The sequence below is a fragment of the Micromonospora sp. B006 genome (genome assembly GCF_003408515.1).
Classification (GTDB): Bacteria; Actinomycetota; Actinomycetes; order Mycobacteriales; family Micromonosporaceae; genus Micromonospora; species Micromonospora echinospora_A.
The window spans coordinates 395,646-417,079 of record NZ_CP030865.1; the positions used below are offsets into that span (position 1 = coordinate 395,646).

At 71.3% G+C, this 21,434-nt stretch carries 19 protein-coding genes; 18 read left to right on the forward strand and 1 reads right to left on the reverse strand.

Features of this window, described 5'->3' with window-relative positions:
* Window positions 1-67 precede the first annotated feature (67 nt).
* The 18 genes from MicB006_RS01980 (at window position 68) to MicB006_RS02065 (ending at window position 20,068) form a co-directional block, all read left to right on the forward strand.
* Window positions 68-778 (forward strand): demethylmenaquinone methyltransferase, encoded by a 711-nt coding sequence (locus tag MicB006_RS01980; RefSeq protein WP_116503465.1) that lies wholly within the window; start codon window positions 68-70, stop codon window positions 776-778.
* 75 nt (window positions 779-853) lie between these two features.
* The gene (locus MicB006_RS01985; protein ID WP_030500769.1) at window positions 854-1,072 is read left to right on the forward strand and encodes a hypothetical protein; all 219 of its coding nucleotides are present in this window, start codon (window positions 854-856) and stop codon (window positions 1,070-1,072) included.
* A gap of 134 nt (window positions 1,073-1,206) precedes the next feature.
* Window positions 1,207-2,481, forward strand: coding sequence for a geranylgeranyl reductase family protein (locus MicB006_RS01990; RefSeq protein ID WP_116503467.1), 1,275 nt, complete (start codon window positions 1,207-1,209; stop codon window positions 2,479-2,481).
* Window positions 2,482-2,618: 137 nt separating this feature from the next.
* On the forward strand, window positions 2,619-2,984 hold the full coding sequence (locus MicB006_RS01995) for an NADH-quinone oxidoreductase subunit A (RefSeq protein ID WP_013283601.1): 366 nt from the start codon (window positions 2,619-2,621) through the stop codon (window positions 2,982-2,984).
* 11 nt (window positions 2,985-2,995) lie between these two features.
* Window positions 2,996-3,676 carry an NADH-quinone oxidoreductase subunit B family protein gene (locus MicB006_RS02000; protein WP_013283602.1) on the forward strand — a complete coding sequence of 227 codons (681 nt, stop codon included), beginning with the start codon at window positions 2,996-2,998 and terminating at the stop codon, window positions 3,674-3,676.
* Window positions 3,673-4,407, forward strand: a complete 735-nt coding sequence (locus tag MicB006_RS02005) for an NADH-quinone oxidoreductase subunit C (RefSeq protein WP_116503469.1) — start codon at window positions 3,673-3,675, stop codon at window positions 4,405-4,407. The genes MicB006_RS02000 and MicB006_RS02005 overlap by 4 nt, the downstream gene beginning before the upstream one ends.
* Window positions 4,404-5,729, forward strand: a complete 1,326-nt coding sequence (locus tag MicB006_RS02010) for an NADH-quinone oxidoreductase subunit D (RefSeq protein ID WP_073826339.1) — start codon at window positions 4,404-4,406, stop codon at window positions 5,727-5,729. Before MicB006_RS02005 ends, MicB006_RS02010 begins: the two co-directional genes overlap by 4 nt.
* A complete protein-coding gene (nuoE, locus tag MicB006_RS02015; RefSeq protein WP_116503470.1) occupies window positions 5,726-6,817 on the forward strand; it encodes an NADH-quinone oxidoreductase subunit NuoE in 1,092 nt (363 codons plus the stop codon). The genes MicB006_RS02010 and nuoE overlap by 4 nt, the downstream gene beginning before the upstream one ends.
* The gene (gene nuoF, locus MicB006_RS02020) at window positions 6,814-8,130 is read left to right on the forward strand and encodes an NADH-quinone oxidoreductase subunit NuoF (RefSeq protein ID WP_116503472.1); all 1,317 of its coding nucleotides are present in this window, start codon (window positions 6,814-6,816) and stop codon (window positions 8,128-8,130) included. The genes nuoE and nuoF overlap by 4 nt, the downstream gene beginning before the upstream one ends.
* On the forward strand, window positions 8,130-10,640 hold the full coding sequence (locus MicB006_RS02025) for an NADH-quinone oxidoreductase subunit G (protein WP_116503474.1): 2,511 nt from the start codon (window positions 8,130-8,132) through the stop codon (window positions 10,638-10,640). Before nuoF ends, MicB006_RS02025 begins: the two co-directional genes overlap by 1 nt.
* A 61-nt stretch (window positions 10,641-10,701) precedes the next feature.
* Window positions 10,702-12,054: an NADH-quinone oxidoreductase subunit NuoH gene (gene nuoH, locus MicB006_RS02030; protein WP_030500777.1), complete on the forward strand. Its 1,353-nt coding sequence runs from the start codon at window positions 10,702-10,704 to the stop codon at window positions 12,052-12,054.
* A 1-nt stretch (window position 12,055) separates the two neighbouring features.
* Complete coding sequence (nuoI, locus tag MicB006_RS02035) at window positions 12,056-12,700, forward strand: NADH-quinone oxidoreductase subunit NuoI (RefSeq protein ID WP_073826325.1); 645 nt, start codon at window positions 12,056-12,058, stop codon at window positions 12,698-12,700.
* Window positions 12,697-13,467: an NADH-quinone oxidoreductase subunit J gene (locus tag MicB006_RS02040; protein WP_073826322.1), complete on the forward strand. Its 771-nt coding sequence runs from the start codon at window positions 12,697-12,699 to the stop codon at window positions 13,465-13,467. The genes nuoI and MicB006_RS02040 overlap by 4 nt, the downstream gene beginning before the upstream one ends.
* 55 nt (window positions 13,468-13,522) lie before the next feature.
* The gene (nuoK, locus tag MicB006_RS02045) at window positions 13,523-13,822 is read left to right on the forward strand and encodes an NADH-quinone oxidoreductase subunit NuoK (protein ID WP_013283611.1); all 300 of its coding nucleotides are present in this window, start codon (window positions 13,523-13,525) and stop codon (window positions 13,820-13,822) included.
* A 7-nt stretch (window positions 13,823-13,829) separates the two neighbouring features.
* On the forward strand, window positions 13,830-15,791 hold the full coding sequence (gene nuoL / locus MicB006_RS02050; protein ID WP_073826318.1) for an NADH-quinone oxidoreductase subunit L: 1,962 nt from the start codon (window positions 13,830-13,832) through the stop codon (window positions 15,789-15,791).
* A gap of 64 nt (window positions 15,792-15,855) precedes the next feature.
* Entirely contained in the window at window positions 15,856-17,388 is a 1,533-nt protein-coding gene (locus MicB006_RS02055) for an NADH-quinone oxidoreductase subunit M (protein WP_116503475.1), read from the forward strand.
* Window positions 17,385-18,938, forward strand: a complete 1,554-nt coding sequence (gene nuoN / locus MicB006_RS02060; protein WP_116503477.1) for an NADH-quinone oxidoreductase subunit NuoN — start codon at window positions 17,385-17,387, stop codon at window positions 18,936-18,938. Before MicB006_RS02055 ends, nuoN begins: the two co-directional genes overlap by 4 nt.
* Window positions 18,939-19,027: 89 nt before the next feature.
* On the forward strand, window positions 19,028-20,068 hold the full coding sequence (locus MicB006_RS02065; protein WP_116503479.1) for a polyprenyl synthetase family protein: 1,041 nt from the start codon (window positions 19,028-19,030) through the stop codon (window positions 20,066-20,068).
* Window positions 20,069-20,092: 24 nt separating this feature from the next.
* Here the strand turns inward: MicB006_RS02065 and MicB006_RS02070 are convergent, their stop codons facing one another.
* Window positions 20,093-21,283, reverse strand: coding sequence for an MFS transporter (locus MicB006_RS02070; protein WP_116503481.1), 1,191 nt, complete (start codon window positions 21,281-21,283; stop codon window positions 20,093-20,095).
* Window positions 21,284-21,434 lie beyond the last annotated feature (151 nt).

Sequence of the window (21,434 nt, forward strand, 5' to 3'; positions counted from 1 at the left end):
GGCGACCACCCCGCCCTCTCGCGTACCCGGGGCGGGGCGGGGGCGGCGCGGCTGGCAGAGTGGAGGGGTGAGCCGTACCCCGCAGGGCCAGCGCGCCAGCCTGGACAAGCAGCCGCACGAGGTAGCCGCGATGTTCGACGGTGTCGCGGCCCGCTATGACCTGACCAACACCGTGCTCTCCTTCGGGCAGGACCGGTCCTGGCGGCGTGCCACCCGGGCGGCGCTCGGGTTGCGGCCGGGCGAGCGGGTGCTCGACGTGGGCGCCGGCACCGGCGTCTCGACCGAGGAACTGGCCCACTCCGGGGCGTACGCGGTCGGCGCCGACCTGTCGCTGGGCATGCTGTACGCGGGCAAGCGCACGCGCCCGTCGGTGCCGCTGCTGGCCGGGGACGCGCTGCGGTTGCCGTTCGCCGACGCCAGCTTCGACGCGGTGACCATCTCCTTCGCGTTGCGCAACGTCAACGACACCGACGCGGCGCTGCGCGAGCTGGCCCGGGTGACGCGGCCGGGCGGGCGGCTGGTGGTCTGCGAGTTCAGCACCCCGGTCAATCAGGCGTTCCGCACCGTCTACCTGTCGTACCTGATGCGGTCGTTGCCGGCCGTGGCGCGCGCGGTGTCCAGCAACCCCGACGCCTACGTCTACCTGGCGGAGTCGATCCGGGCCTGGCCGGACCAGCCGGCGCTGGCCGCGCGGATCGGCGCGGCCGGCTGGGGCCGGGTGGCGTGGCGCAACCTGACCGGGGGCGTGGTGGCCCTGCACCGGGCCGTCCGAAACTGACCGGACGACCAGGCGCGAGCCGGTCATTTCGTGAATATCCGGTTCTGGTCTACTTTGTCCCGTAGGCTCGCCCCCATGACGGGACCAGACCAGGCCGCCACCGACGACGACGCCGCCGAGCTGATCGCCCAGCTCCGCGAGTTGGCCGGCGCGGATCCCGCTGATGTCCGGCAGGTCGTCGCCGAGGTGCTGGCGGCGCTCGACCGCGCGGCGGGTGGCGCGTTGCGCGACCACCTGCCCGAGGCGATCCGGCTCGACGCCGGGCTCGGACCGGCGGCGCCGGCCCGCCCCTGACCGGTTTCGGTACTCCTACCGGCCCGTTTCCGCGAAGTTAGGCCCCCCTCAGCGCGGCCTGGTGTAACGGCGGTCATAGACTCCAACCGGATGGGCTTGTGAAGCATTTCACGAGCATGCGGGAGGAGGCGCGGATGACCGCGGTGGAGAACGACGCCGACGTCATCGTCGTGGGCGCCGGTCCCGGAGGATCGGCCACGGCGTACCACCTGGCGCGGCACGGCGTACGCGTGCTGCTGCTGGAGAAGACGGAGTTTCCCCGGGAGAAGGTCTGCGGCGACGGGCTCACGCCCCGCGCCGTGCGGCAGCTCATTCGGATGGGCGTGGACACCTCGCCCGAGGCCGGCTGGCTGCACAACAAGGGCCTGCGGGTGATCGGCGGCGGGGTGCGCCTGGAGCTGGACTGGCCCGACCTGGCCAGCTTCCCCAACTACGGCCTGGTGCGGACCCGGCTCGACTTCGACGACCTGCTCGCGCAGCGGGCCGTCGCCGCCGGGGCGAAGCTGCGCACCAGCGTCAACGTCCTCGGCCCGGTGCTCGGCGCCGACGACCGGGTGATCGGCGTGCAGGCCGAGGTCGGCCCGGAGAAGGAGCCCGCCACCTTCCACGCGCCGCTCGTGGTCGCCGCCGACGGCGTCTCCGGCCGCTTCCCGCTCGCCCTCGGGCTGACCAAGCGGGAGGACCGCCCGATCGGCGTGGCGGTCCGCCGCTACTACCGCTCACCCGCCAAGCACGACGACGACTACCTGGAGTCGTGGCTGGAGCTGCGGGCCAAGGGCAGCGACGCGCTGCTGCCCGGCTACGGCTGGATCTTCGGCCTCGGCGACGGCCGGGTGAACGTCGGCCTCGGCGTGCTGAACTCGTCCTCCGCGTTCGGCAAGACGAACTACCGCAAGCTGCTCACCGACTGGCTCGCGAACACCCCCGAGGAGTGGGGGATGACCGACGAGTCCAACGCGGAGGGTCCGACCCTCGGGGCCGCGCTGCCGATGGGCTTCAACCGGGTCCCGCACTACACCCGCGGCGTCCTGCTCGTCGGCGACTCCGGCGGCATGGTCAACCCGTTCAACGGCGAGGGCATCGCGTACGCGATGGAGTCCGGCGAGATGGCCGCGGAGGTCATGGTGCAGGCGCTGGCCCGCCCGGCCGGCGCGGAGCGGGAGCGGGCGCTGATGGCGTACCCGCAGGAGCTGAAGGCCCGCTTCGGCGGCTACTACCGGCTCGGCGGCGTGTTCGTGAAGCTCATCGGCCGCCCCGAGGTGATGCGGCTGGCCACCCGGCACGGCATGCCGCACCCGATGCTCATGCGCTTCGTGCTCAAGCTGCTGGCGAACCTGACCGACCCGCGCGGCGGGGACGCGATGGACCGGGTCATCAACGCGATGACGAAGGTGGCCCCGGCCGTGTAGGAGACGACCGGCCGCGGCCGACCGACCGACCACGAGCCGGACAGAGATCGACCCCCCGACGACCGAGGTCCCAGGGACGTGAATAGTGTGATTTTGGCCAACCACCGAGGTCAGGGAAGGACGAGCAGGGGACAACGATGACGCTCTCTCCTTACGCACCCATCATCGGGCTGTTCGCCCTCGCTGCGGCGTTCGCGCTGTTCTCCGTGGCCGCCGCCCGACTCGCCGGCCCGCGGCGTCTCAACAAGGCCAAGCTCGAGGCGTACGAGTGTGGCATCGAACCGAGCCCGCAGCCGGTCGGCGGCGGCCGGTTCCCGATCAAGTTCTACCTGACGGCGATGCTCTTCATCGTCTTCGACATCGAGATCATCTTCCTCTACCCCTGGGCGGTCTCCTTCGACGCCCTGCCGATCTTCGGCTTCGTGGAGATGGTCCTGTTCATCGTCGCGGTCTTCGTCGCATACGCCTATGTCTGGCGTCGCGGCGGCCTGGACTGGGACTGAGGAGGTAGCAGATGGGCATCGAGGAGAAGCTCCCCTCCGGCGTCCTGCTCACCAGCGTCGAGAAGCTGGTCAACTGGACGCGGAAGACCTCGGTCTGGGGCGCCACGTTCGGTCTGGCCTGCTGCGCCATCGAGATGATGGCGGCAGGCGGCCCGCACTACGACATGGGCCGCTGGGGCATGGAGGTCTTCCGCGCCTCGCCCCGGCAGGCGGACCTGATGATCGTGGCCGGCCGGGTGAGCCAGAAGATGGCCCCGGTGCTGCGCCAGATCTACGACCAGATGGCCGAGCCCCGCTGGGTCATCTCGATGGGCGTCTGCGCCAGCAGCGGCGGCATGTTCAACAACTACGCCATCGTGCAGGGCGTCGACCACGTCGTCCCGGTCGACATGTACCTCCCCGGCTGCCCGCCCCGGCCGGAGATGCTCATCGACGCCGTGCTCAAGCTGCGCGAGAAGATCATGCACGAGCCGCTGGGCCCGAACGGCCGCAAGATGCTGGAGGCCCGCCAGGCGCGCGGTGACGTGCCGGTCGTGCCGTACGGCTCGATGCCCTCGTCGTACCGCAGCGACAAGGCCCGGCGTGCCGAGTGGACGAAGGCCGTCCGCGAGGGGCGCGAGGAGCAGCTGCGGATCGAGAACTGGATGAAGGCGCAGAACCACCTTCAGGCGTCGCATAGGGGCCCGAAATGACCGCACCGAACGACAAGAACAACGACGGCGGGGTGCCGGTGCCGACCACCCCGGCCGGCGCCAGCTCCACCGCTCCGGCCGAGTACCCGCCGGCCAGCCCGGCCGGCCGGGGGATGTTCGGCAACCAGGGCACCGGTGACGTCTCCGGCTACGGCGGGCTGGTCCGCCAGCGCAAGCCGATCGAGGAGGCGACCCGCCCGTACGGCAGCTACTTCGACGAGGTGCGGGACGCGCTGGAGGAGGCGTACCCGGACTTCGGCGACGCGATCGAGAAGGTCGTGGTCGACCGGGGCGAGCTGACGCTGCACGTGCGCCCGGAGCGCATCGCCGAGGTCTGCCAGGTGATGCGCGACGACCTGTCGCTGCGCTTCGAGCTGCTCTCCTCGCTGTCCGGCGTGGACTACCTGGGCGCGGAACGCCGCCTGCACGTGGTCTACCAGCTGACCTCGATGACCTACCGCCGCATCGTCCGGCTGGAGGTGGCGGTCTCCGCCGAGCAGCCGCACGTGCCGAGCGTCACCGCCGTCTACCCGACCGCCGACTGGCAGGAGCGGGAGACGTACGACATGTTCGGCGTCGTCTTCGACGGCCACCCCGCCCTGACCCGGATCCTCATGCCGGACGACTGGGAGGGCCACCCGCAGCGCAAGGACTACCCGCTCGGCGGCGTACCGGTCGAGTACAAGGGTGCGGAGATCCCGCCGCCGGACCGGAGGAGGTCGTACCAGTGACCACGTCGAACTACGCGACCGAGCGCGAGACCACCGAGGGCAAGGTCTTCACCGTCACCGGTGGGGACTGGGACGAGGTCGTCTCCGGCGCGGACCCGATCAACGACGAGCGGATCATCGTCAACATGGGTCCGCAGCACCCGTCCACCCACGGCGTGCTCCGGCTGGTCCTAGAGCTGGAGGGCGAGACGGTCCGCGAGGCCCGCTCGGTCGTCGGCTACCTGCACACCGGCATCGAGAAGAACCTGGAGTACCGCAACTGGGTCCAGGGCTCGACGTTCGTGACCCGGATGGACTACCTCTCCCCGCTGTTCAACGAGACGGCGTACGCGCTCGCGGTGGAGAAGCTGCTCGGGATCACCGACGACATCACCGAGCGGGCCAACACCATCCGCGTGCTGATGATGGAGCTCAACCGGATCTCGTCGCACCTGGTCTGGCTGGCGACCACCGCCATGGAGCTGGGCGCGATCAACATGATGTTGTACGGCTTCCGCGAGCGGGAGTACGTCCTCGACATCTTCGAGACCATCACCGGCCTGCGGATGAACCACGCGTACGTGCGGCCGGGCGGTGTGGCGCAGGACGTGCCGGACGACGCGATCCGCAAGATCCGCGACTTCCTCACGCTGATGCCGAAGCGGCTCAAGGAGTACGAGGACCTGCTCTCCGGCCAGCCGATCTGGCTGGAGCGCACGCAGAACGTCGCGGTGCTCGACGTGACCGGCTGCATGGCGCTCGGCGTCACCGGCCCGGTGCTGCGCTCCGCCGGCCTCGCCTGGGACCTGCGCAAGACCATGCCGTACTGCGGCTACGAGACGTACGAGTTCGACGTGCCGACCCACACCGACGGTGACGTGTGGGGCCGCTACCTGGTCCGGGTCGCGGAGATCCGGGAGTCGCTGAAGCTCGTCGAGCAGGCGCTGGACCGCCTGAAGCCGGGCCCGGTGATGGTCTCCGACAAGAAGATCGCCTGGCCGGCGCAGCTCGCCATCGGTGTCGACGGCATGGGCAACTCCCTGGAGCACGTCGCGAAGATCATGGGTCAGTCGATGGAGTCGCTGATCCACCACTTCAAGCTCGTCACCGAGGGCTTCCGGGTTCCGCCGGGCCAGGTGTACGTCGCCATCGAGTCGCCCCGCGGCGAGCTGGGCGTGCACGCGGTGTCCGACGGCGGCACCCGGCCCTACCGGGTGCACTACCGGGAGCCGAGCTTCGTCAACCTCCAGGCCCTCCCGGCGATGGCCGAGGGCGGCCTGATCGCCGACGTGATCGCCGGCGGCGCCTCGCTGGACCCCGTGATGGGTGGTTGTGACCGATGAGCACGTTCACTGAAGAGACCCGGCTCCGGGCGCGGGAGATCATCGCCCGGTACCCGGCCGACCGGTCGCGCTCGGCGCTGCTGCCGCTGCTGCACCTGGTCCAGTCCGAGGAGGGGTACGTCTCCCCGGCCGGTGTCGAGTTCTGCGCCGAGGTGCTCGGGCTGAACAAGGCCCAGGTCGGCGCCGTCGCCACCTTCTACACCATGTACAAGCGCAAGCCCACCGGTGACTACCTGGTCAGCGTCTGCACCAACACCATGTGCGACGTGCTCGGCGGGCAGAAGGTCTACGACGCCCTGGCCGAGCACCTCGGCGTCGGGCACGAGGAGACCACCGCCGACGGGAAGATCACGCTGGAGCACGCCGAGTGCCTCGCGGCGTGCGACTACGGCCCGGTCATGACCGTCAACTACGACTTCTTCGACAACGTGGAGCCGCAGGGCGCGCTCGACGTGGTCGAGGAGCTGCGGGCCGGCGGCCGGCCGATGCCCACCCGGGGCGCGCGCCTGTGCACGCTCAAGGAGATGGCGGTCCAGCTCGCCGGTTTCGCCGACGAGCGCGACGGCGCGGTGGCCGACGGCGGGCCGGGCGAGCCGAGCCTGCGCGGCCTGCGCCTGGCCGAGCAGCACGGCGTGTCGGTGCCGGGCTTCGACCCGAAGACCCCGATCCGCAGCAAGGCCGAGGCCGACCGGGCCGCCGCCGAGGCGAAGGCCGAGGCCGCGAAGCCGGCGCCGGCCGTCGAGCCGGCCAAGCCGGAGGCGGCCACCGGCAGCACCGCGCCGGACGTGAAGGCGCCGGACGCCAAGTCGCCGCAGGTGCGTACCGCCGAGACCCGGCAGCCGGACGCGGCCACCGCCGTACCGGACGCGCCGGGCACCAAGGTCCCGGTGGACGGCCCGGCGCCGGTGCCCCGCGACGCGCAGGCGGCGCAGGCGGCCGGCACGGCGGCGAACCCGCCGGCCGGCGACGGCAAGCCCGCCGGCGACGCGGCCGGCGCGCAGGAGCGCAACCTCAAGGAAGCTGAGGCCGGTACGGGCGCGGACGGCGCCGACCGGGCGGACGCGAACGGATCGGGGGCCCGGAAGTGACCACTCCTCGGCCGGAGACGCTGGCCAAGCTCACGCCGGTGCTCACCAAGCGCTGGCTGTCGCCGGACGCCTGGCGGCTCGGCACCTACGAGAAGCTGGACGGCTACGCCGCCCTGCGCAAGGCGCTCAAGGCGCACCCGGACGACCTGATCCAGCTGGTCAAGGACTCCGGGCTGCGCGGCCGTGGCGGCGCGGGCTTCCCGACCGGCCTGAAGTGGGGCTTCATCCCGCAGGGCGACGGCAAGCCGCACTACCTGGTGGTGAACGCCGACGAGGGCGAGCCGGGCACCTGCAAGGACCTGCCGCTGATGACCTACGACCCGCACTCGCTGGTCGAGGGCGTCATCATCGCCTCGTACGCGATCCGGGCCAACCGCGCGTACATCTACATCCGGGGCGAGGCCGTGCACGCCGCCCGGCGGCTGCGCAACGCCGTCCAGGAGGCGTACGCCAAGGGTTACCTCGGCCGGAACATCCTCGGCTCCGGGTTCGACCTGGACCTGGTGGTGCACTCCGGCGCCGGGGCGTACATCTGCGGCGAGGAGACCGCGCTGCTGGACTCGCTGGAGGGCTTCCGCGGCCAGCCCCGGCTGCGCCCGCCGTTCCCGGCGACCCACGGCCTGTACGCCAGCCCGACGGTGGTCAACAACGTCGGCACCATCGCCAGCGTGCCGTACATCGTGCTCGGTGGCGCGGACTGGTGGAAGACCATGGGCACGGAGAAGTCGTCCGGCCCGATGATCTACTCGCTGTCCGGCCGGATCGCGAACCCGGGCCAGTACGAGTGCTCGATGGGCATCACGCTGCGCGAGCTGATCGAGCTGGCCGGCGGGATGCAGCCCGGGCACGACCTGAAGTTCTGGACCCCGGGTGGCTCGTCGACGCCGCTGCTGACCGCCGAGCACCTGGACGTGCCGCTGGACTTCGAGGGGGTGGCGGGGGCCGGCTCGATCCTGGGCACCACCGCCACGCAGATCTTCTCCGACCAGGACTGCCCGGTGTACGCGACCTACCGGTGGCTGGAGTTCTACCACCACGAGTCGTGCGGCAAGTGCACCCCGTGCCGGGAGGGCAACTACTGGATGGTCCGGGTCTACCGGCGCATCCTGGCCGGCCAGGGCACCCACGAGGACCTGGACACCCTGCTCGACACCTGCGACAACATCCTCGGCCGCTCGTTCTGCGGTCTGGGTGACGGCGCGACCAGCTCGGTCACCTCGTCGCTGAAGTACTTCAAGCAGGACTACCTCGACTACATCGAGGGACGTACCGCTCCGAAGCTGTCGGAGAAGACCCTGGTAGGGGCGCACTGATGACCGACGTAGCCAAGCAGACCGAGACCGTCACGCTGACCATCGACGGCGTCGAGGTCACCGCCCCCAAGGGGGCGCTGCTGATCCGGGTCGCCGAGCAGCTGGGCACCGAGATCCCCCGCTTCTGCGACCACCCGCTGCTGGCCCCGGCCGGCGCCTGCCGGCAGTGCCTGGTGGAGGTGGAGGGCCAGCGCAAGCCGGTCGCCTCCTGCACCCAGACCGTCGCCGACGGCATGGTGGTGCGGACCCAGCTCACCTCCCCGGTCGCCAAGAAGGCCCAGGAGGGGGTGATGGAGCTGCTGCTCCTCAACCACCCCCTGGACTGCCCGATGTGCGACAAGGGCGGCGAGTGCCCGCTGCAGAACCAGGCGATGTCCACCGGCCGGACGGACTCGCGGTTCCACGAGCACAAGCGGGAGTACCCGAAGCCGCTGCCGATCAGCACCCAGGTGCTGCTCGACCGCGAGCGCTGCGTGCTCTGCCAGCGCTGCACCCGGTTCTCCGAGGAGATCGCCGGGGACAAGTTCATCGACCTGATGGGACGCTCCTCGCACGAGGAGATCAACATCTACCGGGACGAGGAGTACGGCGAGGAGGGCGACGAGGGGGACGTTCCGTTCAACTCGTACTTCTCCGGCAACACCGTGCAGATCTGCCCGGTGGGCGCGCTGACCGGCGCGCAGTACCGGTTCCGGGCCCGCCCCTTCGACCTGGTCTCCACGCCGAGCGTCTGCGAGCACTGCTCGGCCGGTTGCGCGCAGCGCACCGACTGGCGGCGCGGCAAGGTGCTGCGCCGGCTGGCCGGCGACGACCCGGCGGTGAACGAGGAGTGGAACTGCGACAAGGGCCGCTGGGGCTTCCAGTACGCCCGCGCGTTCGACCGGATCAGCACCCCGATGGTGCGCGACGAGAAGACCGGTGAGCTGCGCGAGGCGTCCTGGAGCGAGGCGCTGACCCGGGCCGCCGAGGAGCTGCGCGAGGCCCGTGACGGCGCGACCGGCACGGCGGTGCTGACCGGCGGCCGGCTCACCGTCGAGGACGCCTACGCGTACGCGAAGTTCGCCCGCATCGCGCTGCACACCAACGACATCGACTTCCTGGCCCGCCCGGTCTCCCGCGAGGAGGCCGACTTCCTGGCCAGCAGCGTCGCCGGGGTCACCGACGTGACCTACACCGACGTGGAGAACGCTCCCGCGGTGGTGCTCGTCGGCCTGGAGCCGGAGGAGGAGTGCCCGATCCTCTTCCTGCGGCTGCGCAAGGCGTACCTGAAGAAGAAGCTCACTGTGTACGCGATCGCGCCGTTCGCGACGCGCGGCCTGGAGAAGCTCGGGGCCAAGCTGGCCCGGGTGGTGCCGGGCGAGGAGGCCGGCGTGCTGGCCGAGCACGCCACGGTGGCCGAGGCGCTGGGGCAGCCCGGCGCGATCCTGATCGTCGGCGAGCGGCTGGCCGAGGTTTCGGGCGGGCTGTCGGCGGCGGCGGACGTCGCCCGGCGTACCGGCGCCCGGCTGGTCTGGGTGCCGCGGCGCGCGGGCGACCGCGGCGCTGTCGACGCGGGCTGCCTGCCCAACCTGCTCCCCGGCGGCCGTGTGGTCACCGAGCCCGCCGCCCGCGCGGAGCTGGGCGAGGCGTGGGACATCCCGGCCGGGGTGATCCCGAGCCAGGCCGGCCGCGACACCGACGGCATCCTCAACGCCGCCGCGAACGGTCAGCTCGGCGCCCTGGTGGTGGCCGGTGTGGACCCGGCCGACCTGGCCGACCCGCGCCTGGCCGAGAAGGCCCTGGACGCGGTGCCGTTCCTGGTCAGCCTGGAACTGCGGATGAGCGCGGTGTCGCGCCGGGCCGACGTGGTCCTGCCGATCGCGCCGGTGGTCGAGAAGGCCGGCAGCTTCCTGGACTGGGAGGGCCGGCTGCGCACGTTCGAGAAGGTGCTGGACACCGGTGCGATGACCGACGCCCGGATCCTCGACGCGATCGCCGCGCAGCTCGACGTGCGGCTGGGCACCGGCGACGTGCCGAGCATCCGCCGCGAGCTGGGCGCGCTGCCGCGTACCCGGGTCGAGCGGCCGTCGGCGCCCTCGGTCGAGCCGGCCGCTGTCCGGCAGCCCGGCGCGGGCGAGGCCGTGCTGTCCACCTGGCACCAGCTCATCGACCTGGGCAGCCTCACCGACGGCGACGAGCACCTCGCCGGCACCGCCCGCCCGCCGGTGGTCCGGCTGGGCAAGGGCACCGCAGAGTCCCTCGGCGTGGCCGACGGCGACGCGGTCACCGTCGGCACCGACCGGGGCGCCGTCACGCTGCCGGCGGCGATCACCGAGATGCCGGACGGCGTCGTCTGGCTGCCGACCAACTCGCCCGGCTCCACCGTGCGGCGCAGCCTCGGCGCGACGTCCGGTTCGCTGGTGAAGGTCTCCGTCGGCGCCGCCGGCGGTCCGGCCGTCCCGGCCGGACGGGTCGCGGCGGACGCCGCGGACCGGCCGGGCCCGCTGCTGAACACCGGGAGTGCACAGTGAGCGCGCGCAGGCAACGAGCGGAGCGAGTACGCCTCGCGGTCGCGAACGAAAGGTGGGTGCAGTGAATCTCTACCTCGCGGCGCAGGACCCGACGCTTGCCGACTTCGGCAAGGACCCGTGGTGGCTGGTCCTCGGCAAGATCCTCTTCGCGTTCGTCGTCGCCGTGGCGGCCACGCTGCTGGGCGTCTGGTTCGAGCGCCGGGTCGTGGGCCGGATGGCGGTGCGGCCCGGTCCCAACCAGGCCGGCCCGTTCGGTCTGCTCCAGACGCTCGCCGACGGCGTGAAGCTGGCCTTCAAGGAGGACATCCTCCCGCGCAAGGCCGACAAGGTCGTCTACTTCTTCGCCCCGGTGATCTCCGTGGTCTGCGCGGTCACCGCGCTGTCGGTGATCCCGTTCGGGCCGATGGTGAGCATCTTCGGGCACCGCACGCCGCTGCAGGTCACCGACGTGTCGGTGGCGGTGCTGGTGGTGCTGGCCTTCTCCTCGCTGGCCGTGTACGGCATCGTGCTCGGCGGCTGGGCCAGTGGCTCCACGTACCCGCTGCTCGGTGGTCTGCGCTCCGCCGCCCAACTGGTGTCCTACGAGGTCACCATGGGTCTGAGCGTGGTCGCGGTCTTCATGACCGCCGGCACCATGTCGACCAGCGGGATCGTCGCCGCGCAGGGCGACGGCACCCGGCTGAGCATCGGCGGCTTCGACCTCGCGGCCCCCGGCTGGTACGCGATCCTGCTGCTGCCCAGCTTCATCATGTTCTTCATCGCCATCGTCGGTGAGACCAACCGGGCGCCGTTCGACCTGCCCGAGGCGGAGTCGGAGCTGGTGGCCGGCTTCCAGACCGAGTACAGCTCGCTGAAGTTCGCGCTGTTCATGCTCAGCGAGTACGTCGCGATGGTGACGATGTCGGCGTTCACGGTGACCCTCTTCCTCGGCGGCTGGCACGCGCCGTGGCCGATCACGATCTGGTCGGGCGCCAACGAGGGCTGGTGGCCGATGCTGTGGTTCTTCGGCAAGGTCATCCTGCTGGTGTTCGTCTTCGTCTGGCTGCGCGGCACGCTGCCCCGGCTCCGCTACGACCAGTTCATGCGCTTCGGCTGGAAGGTGCTGCTGCCGCTGAACCTGGTCTGGATCATGGTGCTCGCCGGGCTGCGCTCGATCGAGGACTGGCAGGCCCGGGACCGGCTGCTCGTCACCGCCGTCGGCGCGGGCGTGCTGCTGCTGGTCACCCTCTTCTGGCCGAGCCGGAAGAAGGAACTCAAGCCGTCGCCCCAGGAGCAGGCGGACAGCCGGCCGTACGGCAGCTTCCCGCTGCCGCCGATGGATCTTCAGGTTCCGCCGAGCCCGCGCACCAAGCGCGTGCTCGCCGAGCGGGAGCCGGCCAACGTCGTCGCCGGCCCGGACTCCAGGGAGGTGTGACGTGGGCGCGATCACCGGAACGTTCAAGGGCTTCGGTGTCACCTTCTCGCACATGTTCAAGAAGGTCGTCACCACCGACTACCCGTTCAAGCCGCCGGTCTCGGCGCCGCGCTACCACGGGCGGCACATCCTCAACCGGCACCCGGACGGGCTGGAGAAGTGCATCGGCTGCGAACTGTGCGCCTGGGCCTGCCCGGCCGACGCGATCTACGTTGAGGGTGGCGACAACACCGAGGAGCAGCGCTTCTCCCCGGGTGAGCGGTACGCCAGCATCTACCAGATCAACTACGCCCGGTGCATCTTCTGCGGGCTCTGCATCGAGGCCTGCCCGACCCGTTCGCTCACCATGAGCAACGAGTACGAGCTGGCCCGGGACAACCGGCAGGACCTCATCTTCACGAAGGAGCAGCTGCTCGCGCCGCTGCTCGAGGGCATGGAGCAGCCGCCGCACCCGATGCGGCTGGGCGACAGCGAGAAGGACTACTACGTCGGCGCGCTGACCAACCCGGGCACCTCGGCCGGCGCCGAGCGCTCGCCGATGGGCCCCGGCCGGTACCAGGTGGAGGAGCACCCCGGCGTGACCTTCCCCGGCGCCGAGCAGGCCGAGCAGCGGTCCGCCGCGGCGGGCAAGGGAGGCAAGGCATGACCTCGGCTACGGTGCTCGCCGCTGCGGGCCAGGTGTCCGGGGGTGAGGAGGTCACCTTCTGGATCCTCGCCCCGCTGGCCCTGCTCGGGGCGGTCGGCATGGTGTGGGCCCGCAACGCGGTGCACTCCGCGCTGTGGCTCGTGCTGACAATGCTCTGCCTGGGCGTGTTCTACGTGCTCCAGGCCGGGCCGTTCATCGGCATGGTGCAGATCATCGTCTACACCGGCGCGATCATGATGCTGTTCCTGTTCGTGCTGATGCTCGTCGGCCGGGACGCGTCCGACTCGCTCATCGAGACGCTGCGCGGCCAGCGGGTCGCCGCTGTCGTCCTCGGGCTCGGCTTCGCCGGTCTGGTGGGCAGCGGCCTGTACCGCGCGCTCGACGGCGTGCGGGCGGCCGGGCTCGACGAGGCGAACGCCGAGGGCAACGTGCAGGGCATCGCCCGGCTGCTGTTCACCAAGTACGTCTTCGCCTTCGAGCTGACCTCCGCGCTGCTGATCACCGCGGCGGTGGGCGCGATGGTGCTGGCGCACGTCGAGCGGCGCAAGGCGGACCGGATGGACCAGATCGCCACCATGAAGGCGCGGTTCCGTCCCGGCAACTACCCCGGCCCGAAGCCCGGCCCGGGTGTCTACGCGACCTCCTCCTCGGTGGCCACCCCGGCCCGCCTGCCCGACGGCCGGCTGACCGAGCGCAGCATCCCGGAGATCCTGCCGGTGCGCGAGCTGACGGCCGAGGAGACCGCACTGAAGGGGACGGATCGGTGAGCGCGAGGAGTGCAGCGGAGCGGAGCCCCGCAGTCGCGAACGAAAGGTCAGCACGGTGACCCCGGACTACTACCTGATCCTCGCGGCGGTGCTGTTCACCATCGGCGCCGTCGGCGTGCTGGTCCGGCGCAACGCGATCGTGCTGTTCATGTGCATCGAGCTGATGCTCAACGCGGCCAACCTGACTCTGGTCACGTTCAGCCGGATCAACGGCGACCTGAACGGCCAGATCATGGCGTTCTTCGTGATGGTGGTGGCGGCGGCCGAGGTAGTGGTCGGTCTCGCGATCATCATGGCGATCTTCCGTACCCGGCGCTCGGCGAGCGTCGACGACGCCAACCTGCTGAAGTACTGAGGGGCTCGTGGTGGAACAGATTCTGACGATCGCCCAGTCTGAGCCAGCCGAGGCCGTCACCTTCGCCACGGCGGACGGGATGCTGGGCTCGGTCTGGCTGCTGGTGGCGATCCCGCTGGTCAGCGCTGCGATCCTGCTGCTGCTGGGCAAGCGGGCGGACCGCTGGGGCCACTGGCTCGGCGTGGGCGCCATCGGCGCCGCCTTCCTGCTCGGGCTCACCTACTTCTTCCAGCTTCGCGGCCTGGAGAACAAGCAGGTCGAGCTGAGCCTCTGGGACTTCATGGTGGTCGGCGACCTGAAGGTGGACTTCGGTCTGCTCTTCGACCCGCTGGCCGCTGTCTTCGTCCTGCTGATCACCGGGGTGGGCTTCCTGATCCACCTCTACGCCGTGGAGTACATGGCGCACGACGAGGGCCGGCGACTGTTCTTCGCCTACTTCAACCTGTTCGTCGCCGCGATGCTGCTGCTGGTGCTCGGCAACAACTACGTGATGCTCTACTTCGGCTGGGAGGGCGTCGGTCTGGCGTCGTACCTGCTGATCTCCTTCTGGTACGGCCGGCCGAGCGCGGCCACCGCCGGCAAGAAGGCGTTCCTGATGAACCGGGTCGGCGACGCCGGCCTGGCCATCGGCATCTTCATCATGTTCGCCATGCTCGGCACCACCCAGTACGACGAGGTGTTCAACGGGGTCGGCTCGCTGACCTCGACCACGGTGCTGGTGCTCGGCCTGCTCCTGCTGCTCGGCGCGGCCGGCAAGTCCGGCCAGTTCCCGCTCCAGGCGTGGTTGCCGGACGCGATGGAGGGCCCGACCCCGGTGTCCGCGCTCATCCACGCGGCCACCATGGTCACCGCCGGCGTCTACCTGATCGCCCGCTCCAACGCGATCTTCTCGGCCAACGAGACGCTCCAGCTCGTGGTGGTCAGCGTCGGCGCGCTCACCCTGCTGATGGGCTGCATCATCGGCGCGGCCAAGGACGACATCAAGCGGGTGCTGGCCTGGTCGACGGTGAGCCAGATCGGCTACATGTTCCTCGGCGTCGGTCTCGGCGGCGGCGCGTACGCGCTCGCCATCGTGCACCTGCTGGCGCACGGCTTCTTCAAGGCCAACATGTTCCTCGGCGCCGGCTCGGTCATGCACGGCATGAACGACCAGGTCGACATCCGCCGCTTCGGCGGACTGTCGAAGTACATGAAGGTCACCTGGCTGACGTTCATGATGGGCTGGCTCGCCATCATCGGCATGTTCCCGTTCTCCGGCTACTTCTCCAAGGAGCCGATCATCGTGGCCGCGTTCGAGCGGGAGGGCTGGACGGCCTGGCTGTTCGGCCTGGCCGCGCTGCTCGGCGCCGGGCTCACCGCGTTCTACATGACGCGGCTGTTCGTGCTCACGTTCCACGGCCCGAAGCGCTGGACCGAGGACATCGAGCACCCGCACGAGTCGCCGAAGCTGATGACGATCCCGCTGATCCTGCTGGCGATCGGCTCGGTCGGCGCGGGCTTCCTGCTCGCCACCTCCGTGCCGGACTGGCTCACCGCCACCAACGGGCTCGCCGCCGAGAGCGGGGAGCACGCGCCGGTGCTGGCGCACTGGCTGCTCACCGCGCTGTCGCTGCTGATCACGGTGCTGGGCGCCGGGCTGGCCTGGTTCCTGTTCCGCGGCGGCACGGCGACCGAGCCGCAGCCGGCCGGCGTGGTGGTCACCGCCGCGCGCCGGAACCTCTACACGGACGCCTTCAACGAGGCGGTCTTCGAGAAGCCGGGCATCTTCCTCACCCGGGCGCTCGTGTTCCTCGACAACCGGGGCGTCGACGGGCTGGTCAACGGCCTGGCCGCCGCCGTGGGCGGGGGCTCGGGCCGGCTCCGGCGGCTCCAGACCGGCTTCGTGCGGTCGTACGCGACCTCGATCCTCACCGGCGCGCTGCTCGTGGTCGCGGCGTTCCTGGCGGTGCAGGCGGGGTGGCTGGCGTGATCGACCTCAACGCGGCCGCCCCCGCCGGCGGGCCACGCAGTCACGACGGAGGTAAGGCCGAATAATGTCCAACTTCCCGTTCCTCTCGGTGCTGACCGTGGCGCCGCTGGTCGGCGCCCTGGTGGTGGCACTGCTGCCCCGCAGCCGCCCGGACCTGGCCAAGCTGGTGGCGTTCGGCTGGTCGCTGCTGGTGCTGGTGCTCTCGGTGGTGATGTGGTTCGCCTTCTCCGCCGGTGGTGACCGGTTCCAGTTCCGCGAGTCGTACCCGTGGATCCCGAACTGGGGCGTGAACTTCACCTTCGAGGTGGACGGCATCGCGCTGGTCATGCTGATGCTGATCGCGATCCTGGTGCCGCTGGTGATCCTGGCGTCCTGGCACGACGCCGAGGCGTCGAAGCGCTCGGTGCCCGCCTACTTCGCGCTGCTGCTCGTCCTCGAGTGCACGATGATCGGCGTCTTCGCCGCCGCCGACGTCTTCCTGTTCTACGTGTTCTTCGAGGTCATGCTGGTGCCGATGTACTTCCTGATCGGCAGCTACGGCGGCCACCAGCGGCAGTACGCGGCGGTCAAGTTCTTCCTCTACTCGCTGGTCGGCGGTCTGTTCATGCTGGCCGCGGTGATCGGCCTCTGGGTGGTCGGCGGGAAGACCTTCGACTGGCAGGCGCTGAGCCAGGCGGAGTTCGCCACGGACACGGCCCGCTGGCTGTTCCTCGGCTTCTTCGTCGCCTTCGCGATCAAGGCGCCGTTCTTCCCGTTCCACACCTGGCTGCCGGACGCCGGTGGCGCGGCCCCGGCCGGCGCGGCCGCGCTGCTGGTCGGCGTGCTGGACAAGGTCGGCACCTTCGGCATCCTGCGCTACTGCCTGCCGCTGTTCCCGGAGGCGTCGCGCTGGTTCGCGCCGTGGGCGCTGGCGCTCGGCGTGATCGGCATCATCTACGCCGCGCTGCTGGCGGTCGGCCAGAACGACCTGAAGCGGCTGGTGTCGTACACCTCGATCGCGCACTTCGGGTTCATCGGCGTCGGCATCTTCGCGTTCACCACCCAGGCCGGCACCGGCGCGGTGCTCTACATGCTCAACCACGGCCTGGCCACCGGCCTGCTGTTCCTGGTGGTCGGCATGCTGATCGCCCGGCGCGGCTCGGCGCTGATCAGCGACTTCGGGGGCGCGGGCAAGCTGGTGCCGGTGCTGGCCGGCGTGCTCTTCTTCGCCGGTCTGGCCTCGCTGGCGTTGCCCGGCACCGCGCCGTTCGTCTCCGAGTTCCTGGTGCTGATCGGCACGTTCACCGTCAACAAGCCGGTCGCGGTGATCGCCACGCTCGGCATCATCCTGGCGGCGGCGTACGTGCTGTGGATGGTGCAGCGCACCACGCAGGGCACGCTGAACCCGGCGCTGACCGAGATCGAGGGCATGCGCCGGGACCTCACGCTGCGCGAGAAGGTGGTAGTCGCGCCGCTGATCGCGCTGATCGTGCTGCTCGGCTTCTACCCGAAGCCGGTCACCGATGTCATCAACCCCGCCGTCCAGGCGACCATGCAGGACGTCGGCAAGTCCGATCCCGCCCCTGAGGTCGGCAGCGTCCAGGAGGCCGCGAAGTGAGTGAACTGAAGCTGCCGTCGATCGACTACGCGGCGCTCGCTCCGATCCTGATCATGCTGGGCGCGGCCCTGGTCGGGATCCTGGTCGAGGCGTTCGTGCCGCGTCGCCTGCGCAACGCGGTGCAGCTCGGGCTCGCCCTGGTGGCGATGCTCGCGGCGATCGTGATGGTGATCCTGAACGCGGACGTCCGGCTGATCACTATCGGCGGGGCCATCGCGGTCGACGGGCCGACGCTGTTCCTCCAGGGCGCCATTCTGGTCCTGGCCGTGATGGCGCTGCTGCTCGTCGGCGAGCGCACGGTGGAGCGGGGCGGCGCGTTCGTGGCGCACGCCGCGGTCACCGCCGAGTCGGCGGAGGACCGCCGGCAGGCCGAGGGCGCCGGTGGCGCCACCGAGGTCTACCCGCTGATGTCGTTCGCGATCGCCGGCATGCTGATCTTCGTGGCGGCGAACGACCTGCTGACGATGTTCATCGCGCTGGAGGTCTTCTCGCTGCCGCTCTACCTGCTCTGCGCGCTGGCCCGCCGCCGGCGTCTGCTGAGCCAGGAGGCCGCGCTGAAGTACTTCATGCTCGGCGCGTACGCCTCGGCGTTCTTCCTGTTCGGTGTCGCCCTGATCTACGGCTTCACCTCCGGCATCCCGGGCCGTGGGGCCGGCGTCGACTTCGCCACCGTGCACGCCGCGGTCACCGAGTCCCCGTCCAGCCCGGTGCTGCTGTTCGCAGGCATGGCGCTGCTCAGCATCGGCCTGCTGTTCAAGGCCGCCGCCGCGCCGTTCCACGTCTGGACGCCGGACGTCTACCAGGGCGCTCCGACCCCGGTGACCGGCTTCATGGCCGCCTGCACCAAGGTCGCCGCGTTCGGCGCGCTGCTGCGCGTCTTCCACGTCGCGTTCGCCGGGGCCTCCTGGGACTTCACCCCGGTGCTCGGCGCGGTGGCGGTGCTGACCATGCTGGTCGGCGCGGTGCTCGCGGTCACCCAGACGGACATCAAGCGCCTGCTGGCGTACTCGTCGATCGCGAACGCCGGCTACCTGCTGGTCGGTGTGCTGGCGCCGAGCCGCGAAGGGCTCTCCGGCACGATGTTCTACCTGGCCGCGTACGGCTTCTCGGTGCTCGCCGCGTTCGCCGTGGTGACGCTGGTGCGCGACAGCAACGGGGAGGCCACCCACCTGTCCCGCTGGGCCGGGCTGGGCCGCCGCTCGCCGTTCTTCGCGGCGATCTTCACGTTCATCCTGCTGGCCTTCGCCGGCATCCCGCTCACCAGCGGTTTCACCAGCAAGTTCGCGGTCTTCGGCCCGGCCCTGGAGGCCAACCAGGTCTGGCTGGTGATCGCCGGTGTGCTGACCAGCATGGTGCTGGCCTTCCCGTACCTGCGGGTCGTGGTGATGATGTGGCTCTCCGAGCCGGGCGAGGCCACGCCGACGGTGACCGTGCCGGGCGCGCTCACCTCGGCGGCGCTGGTCATCGGCGTGCTGGCCACGCTGGTGCTCGGCGTGGTCCCGGGTCCGCTGCTCGACCTGACGACTGGCGCCGCCGAATTCGTCAGATGACCGAGGTGTTCCCACCGGGGGCCGGTACGCCGTGGCGTGCCGGTCCCCGGCCCGTATCCCCCTCGACGAGCAGGTCGAACGGGTGTGGCATGGTTGAGGACGTGGCGAATCCGGCTGGCGAGCGTTCAGGTCAGTTCGGCGCGCTCGGCCTGCACCTCGCGGACCCGCGCGTCGAAGCCTCAGTGCTGGGCGTGCTCGACCGGGTCGAGGCGGAGCTGCGGGCCAGCGTCGCCAGCGCGGACCCGCTGGTGACCGAGGCGGCCCGTCACCTGGTCGAGGCCGGCGGCAAGCGGTTCCGCCCGCTGCTGGTGGCGCTGAGTGCCCAGTTCGGCGACCCGGAGGCCGCGCAGGTCGTCCCGGCCGCCGTGGTGATGGAGCTCACCCACCTGGCGACGCTCTACCACGACGACGTGATGGACGAGGCCGCCGTGCGGCGGGGCGCGCCGAGCGCCAACTCCCGCTGGACCAACTCGGTGGCCATCCTGGTCGGCGACTACCTCTTCGCCCGGGCCGCGGACATCGCCGCCGACCTGGGCACCGAGGCGGTACGCCTCCAGGCGCGCACGTTCGCGCGGCTGGTGCACGGCCAGATCGCCGAGACGGTCGGCCCGCGCGACGACGACCCGGTCGCGCACTACCTGCACGTGATCGCCGAGAAGACCGGCTCGCTGATCGCCACGTCGGCCCGCTTCGGCGGCATGTTCGGCGGCGCGGCGCCCGAGCACATCGAGGCGCTCGCCGAGTACGGCGAGATCATCGGCGTCGCGTTCCAGCTCTCCGACGACCTGCTGGACATCTCCAGCGAGTCGATCCAGTCCGGCAAGACGCCCGGCACCGACCTGCGCGAGGGCGTGCCCACGCTGCCGGTGCTCTACGCGCTGGCCTCGGACGACGCGGACGCGGCGAGCGTACGGCTGCGGGAGATCCTCGCCACCGGCCCGCTGGTGGACGACGCGCTGCACGCCGAGGCGCTCGGCCTGCTGCGGGAGTCCCCGGCGCTCAAGCGCGCCCGGGAGACAGTGCGCAGCTACGCCGAGGACGCCCGCGCCCGGCTGGCCCCGCTGCCCGAGGGCCCGGCGCGGCGCGCGCTGGAGTCCCTCTGCGACTACATCGCCGACCGCACCAGCTGACCCCCGCGCCCGGGGCGAGGGCGGTCAGGGGAGCGCGGGGGCGCGGCGGAGCAGGCGGGCGCCGAGCAGCATCAGGACGGCGGCCAGGAGCATGAGCGCCGCTGCCGTCAGCCACATCGCCGGGTAGCCGGCCGCGCCGGCCAGCGCCGCCAGGCCGAGCGGACCCAGGCAACCGCCCGCGTACACGCCGGTCTGGGTGATCGAGGTCGCGGCGGCCGGTGCCTGCGGATGCAGCCGGACCACCGCGAAGTTCATCAGCCCCGGCCAGGCCCAGCCGAGCCCGAAGCCGAGCACCACGCCCGCGACCAGCGGCGCCGGGCCGGCCACCGCGAGCAGGATCAGGCCGACCGAGCCGGTCAGCAGCATCCCCGCGATCAGCCCGACGTGCCCGCCGGCGCGCCGGTCGGCGAGCCAGCCGACGCCCACCCGGGCCAGCACGCACACCGCGCTGCCGAGCGTGAGCGTCAGGCCGGCCAGGCCGGGGGAGAGGCCCCGCGCCGCCGCCGAGTCGACCAGGAACGTGCCCAGCGCGTTCGCCGCGGCCGCCGCCAGCGTCGCGGCCAGCCCGATCACCACCAGGGGCCCGGTGCCCCCGTAGCGGCCTCCGGAGGCGGCCCGGGCGCGCCGGTCCCGCCCGGTCCGGGGTACGGCCGGCAGCGCGGCCAGCGCCGCCCCGGCGGCCACCACGAAGGCCCAGCGCCAGCCGGCGGTGAGCGCGACGGTGGGGACCGCCACGCCGGCCAGCAGCGTGGCGACCGGTACGGCGGCCTGCTTCACGCCGAAGGAGAGCCCCTGGCGGTGGGCGGGCACGTGCTCGGCGAGCGCGGCGTTGCTGGCGAGCTGTCCGAGCGCGTTGGCGGCGGCCCTGAGCGCCAGCAGCGTCACCAGCATCGGGTACGACCGGGCCAGCCCGGCCACGGCGAGCAGGGAGGCGGCGGAGAGCAGGACGCCGGCGCGGGCGACGGTGGCCGGGCCGTACCGCTCGACCAGGGCCCCGGAGGGTACCGAGGCGAGCGCGCTCACGCCGAAGTAGATCGAGACGGCCAGGCCCAGGCCGGCCGGGCTGAACCGGAGTTCGTCGCCGAGCTGCACGGCGAGACCGCCGACGAGGAAGACGGGCAGGACGCACACGATCGTGGTGACGGTGGCGCCGGCGCCCGCCCGGACCGCCCGCCGGGCCGACGCGGGCGCGTCTTGCGAAACTGTTTCAGTCATTGCGAGCACACCCTACGCCCGCACGTTTTGGCTGCTCATCGTGTCCGTCGACCTACCGTCTGTGTCCGGTGATCTGGCATCCTCCATCCGAACAGGCATTTCGCACTCGGCCGGTTTTTCATATGGTGTAAGTCCCCGGCGGCGGAGGTGG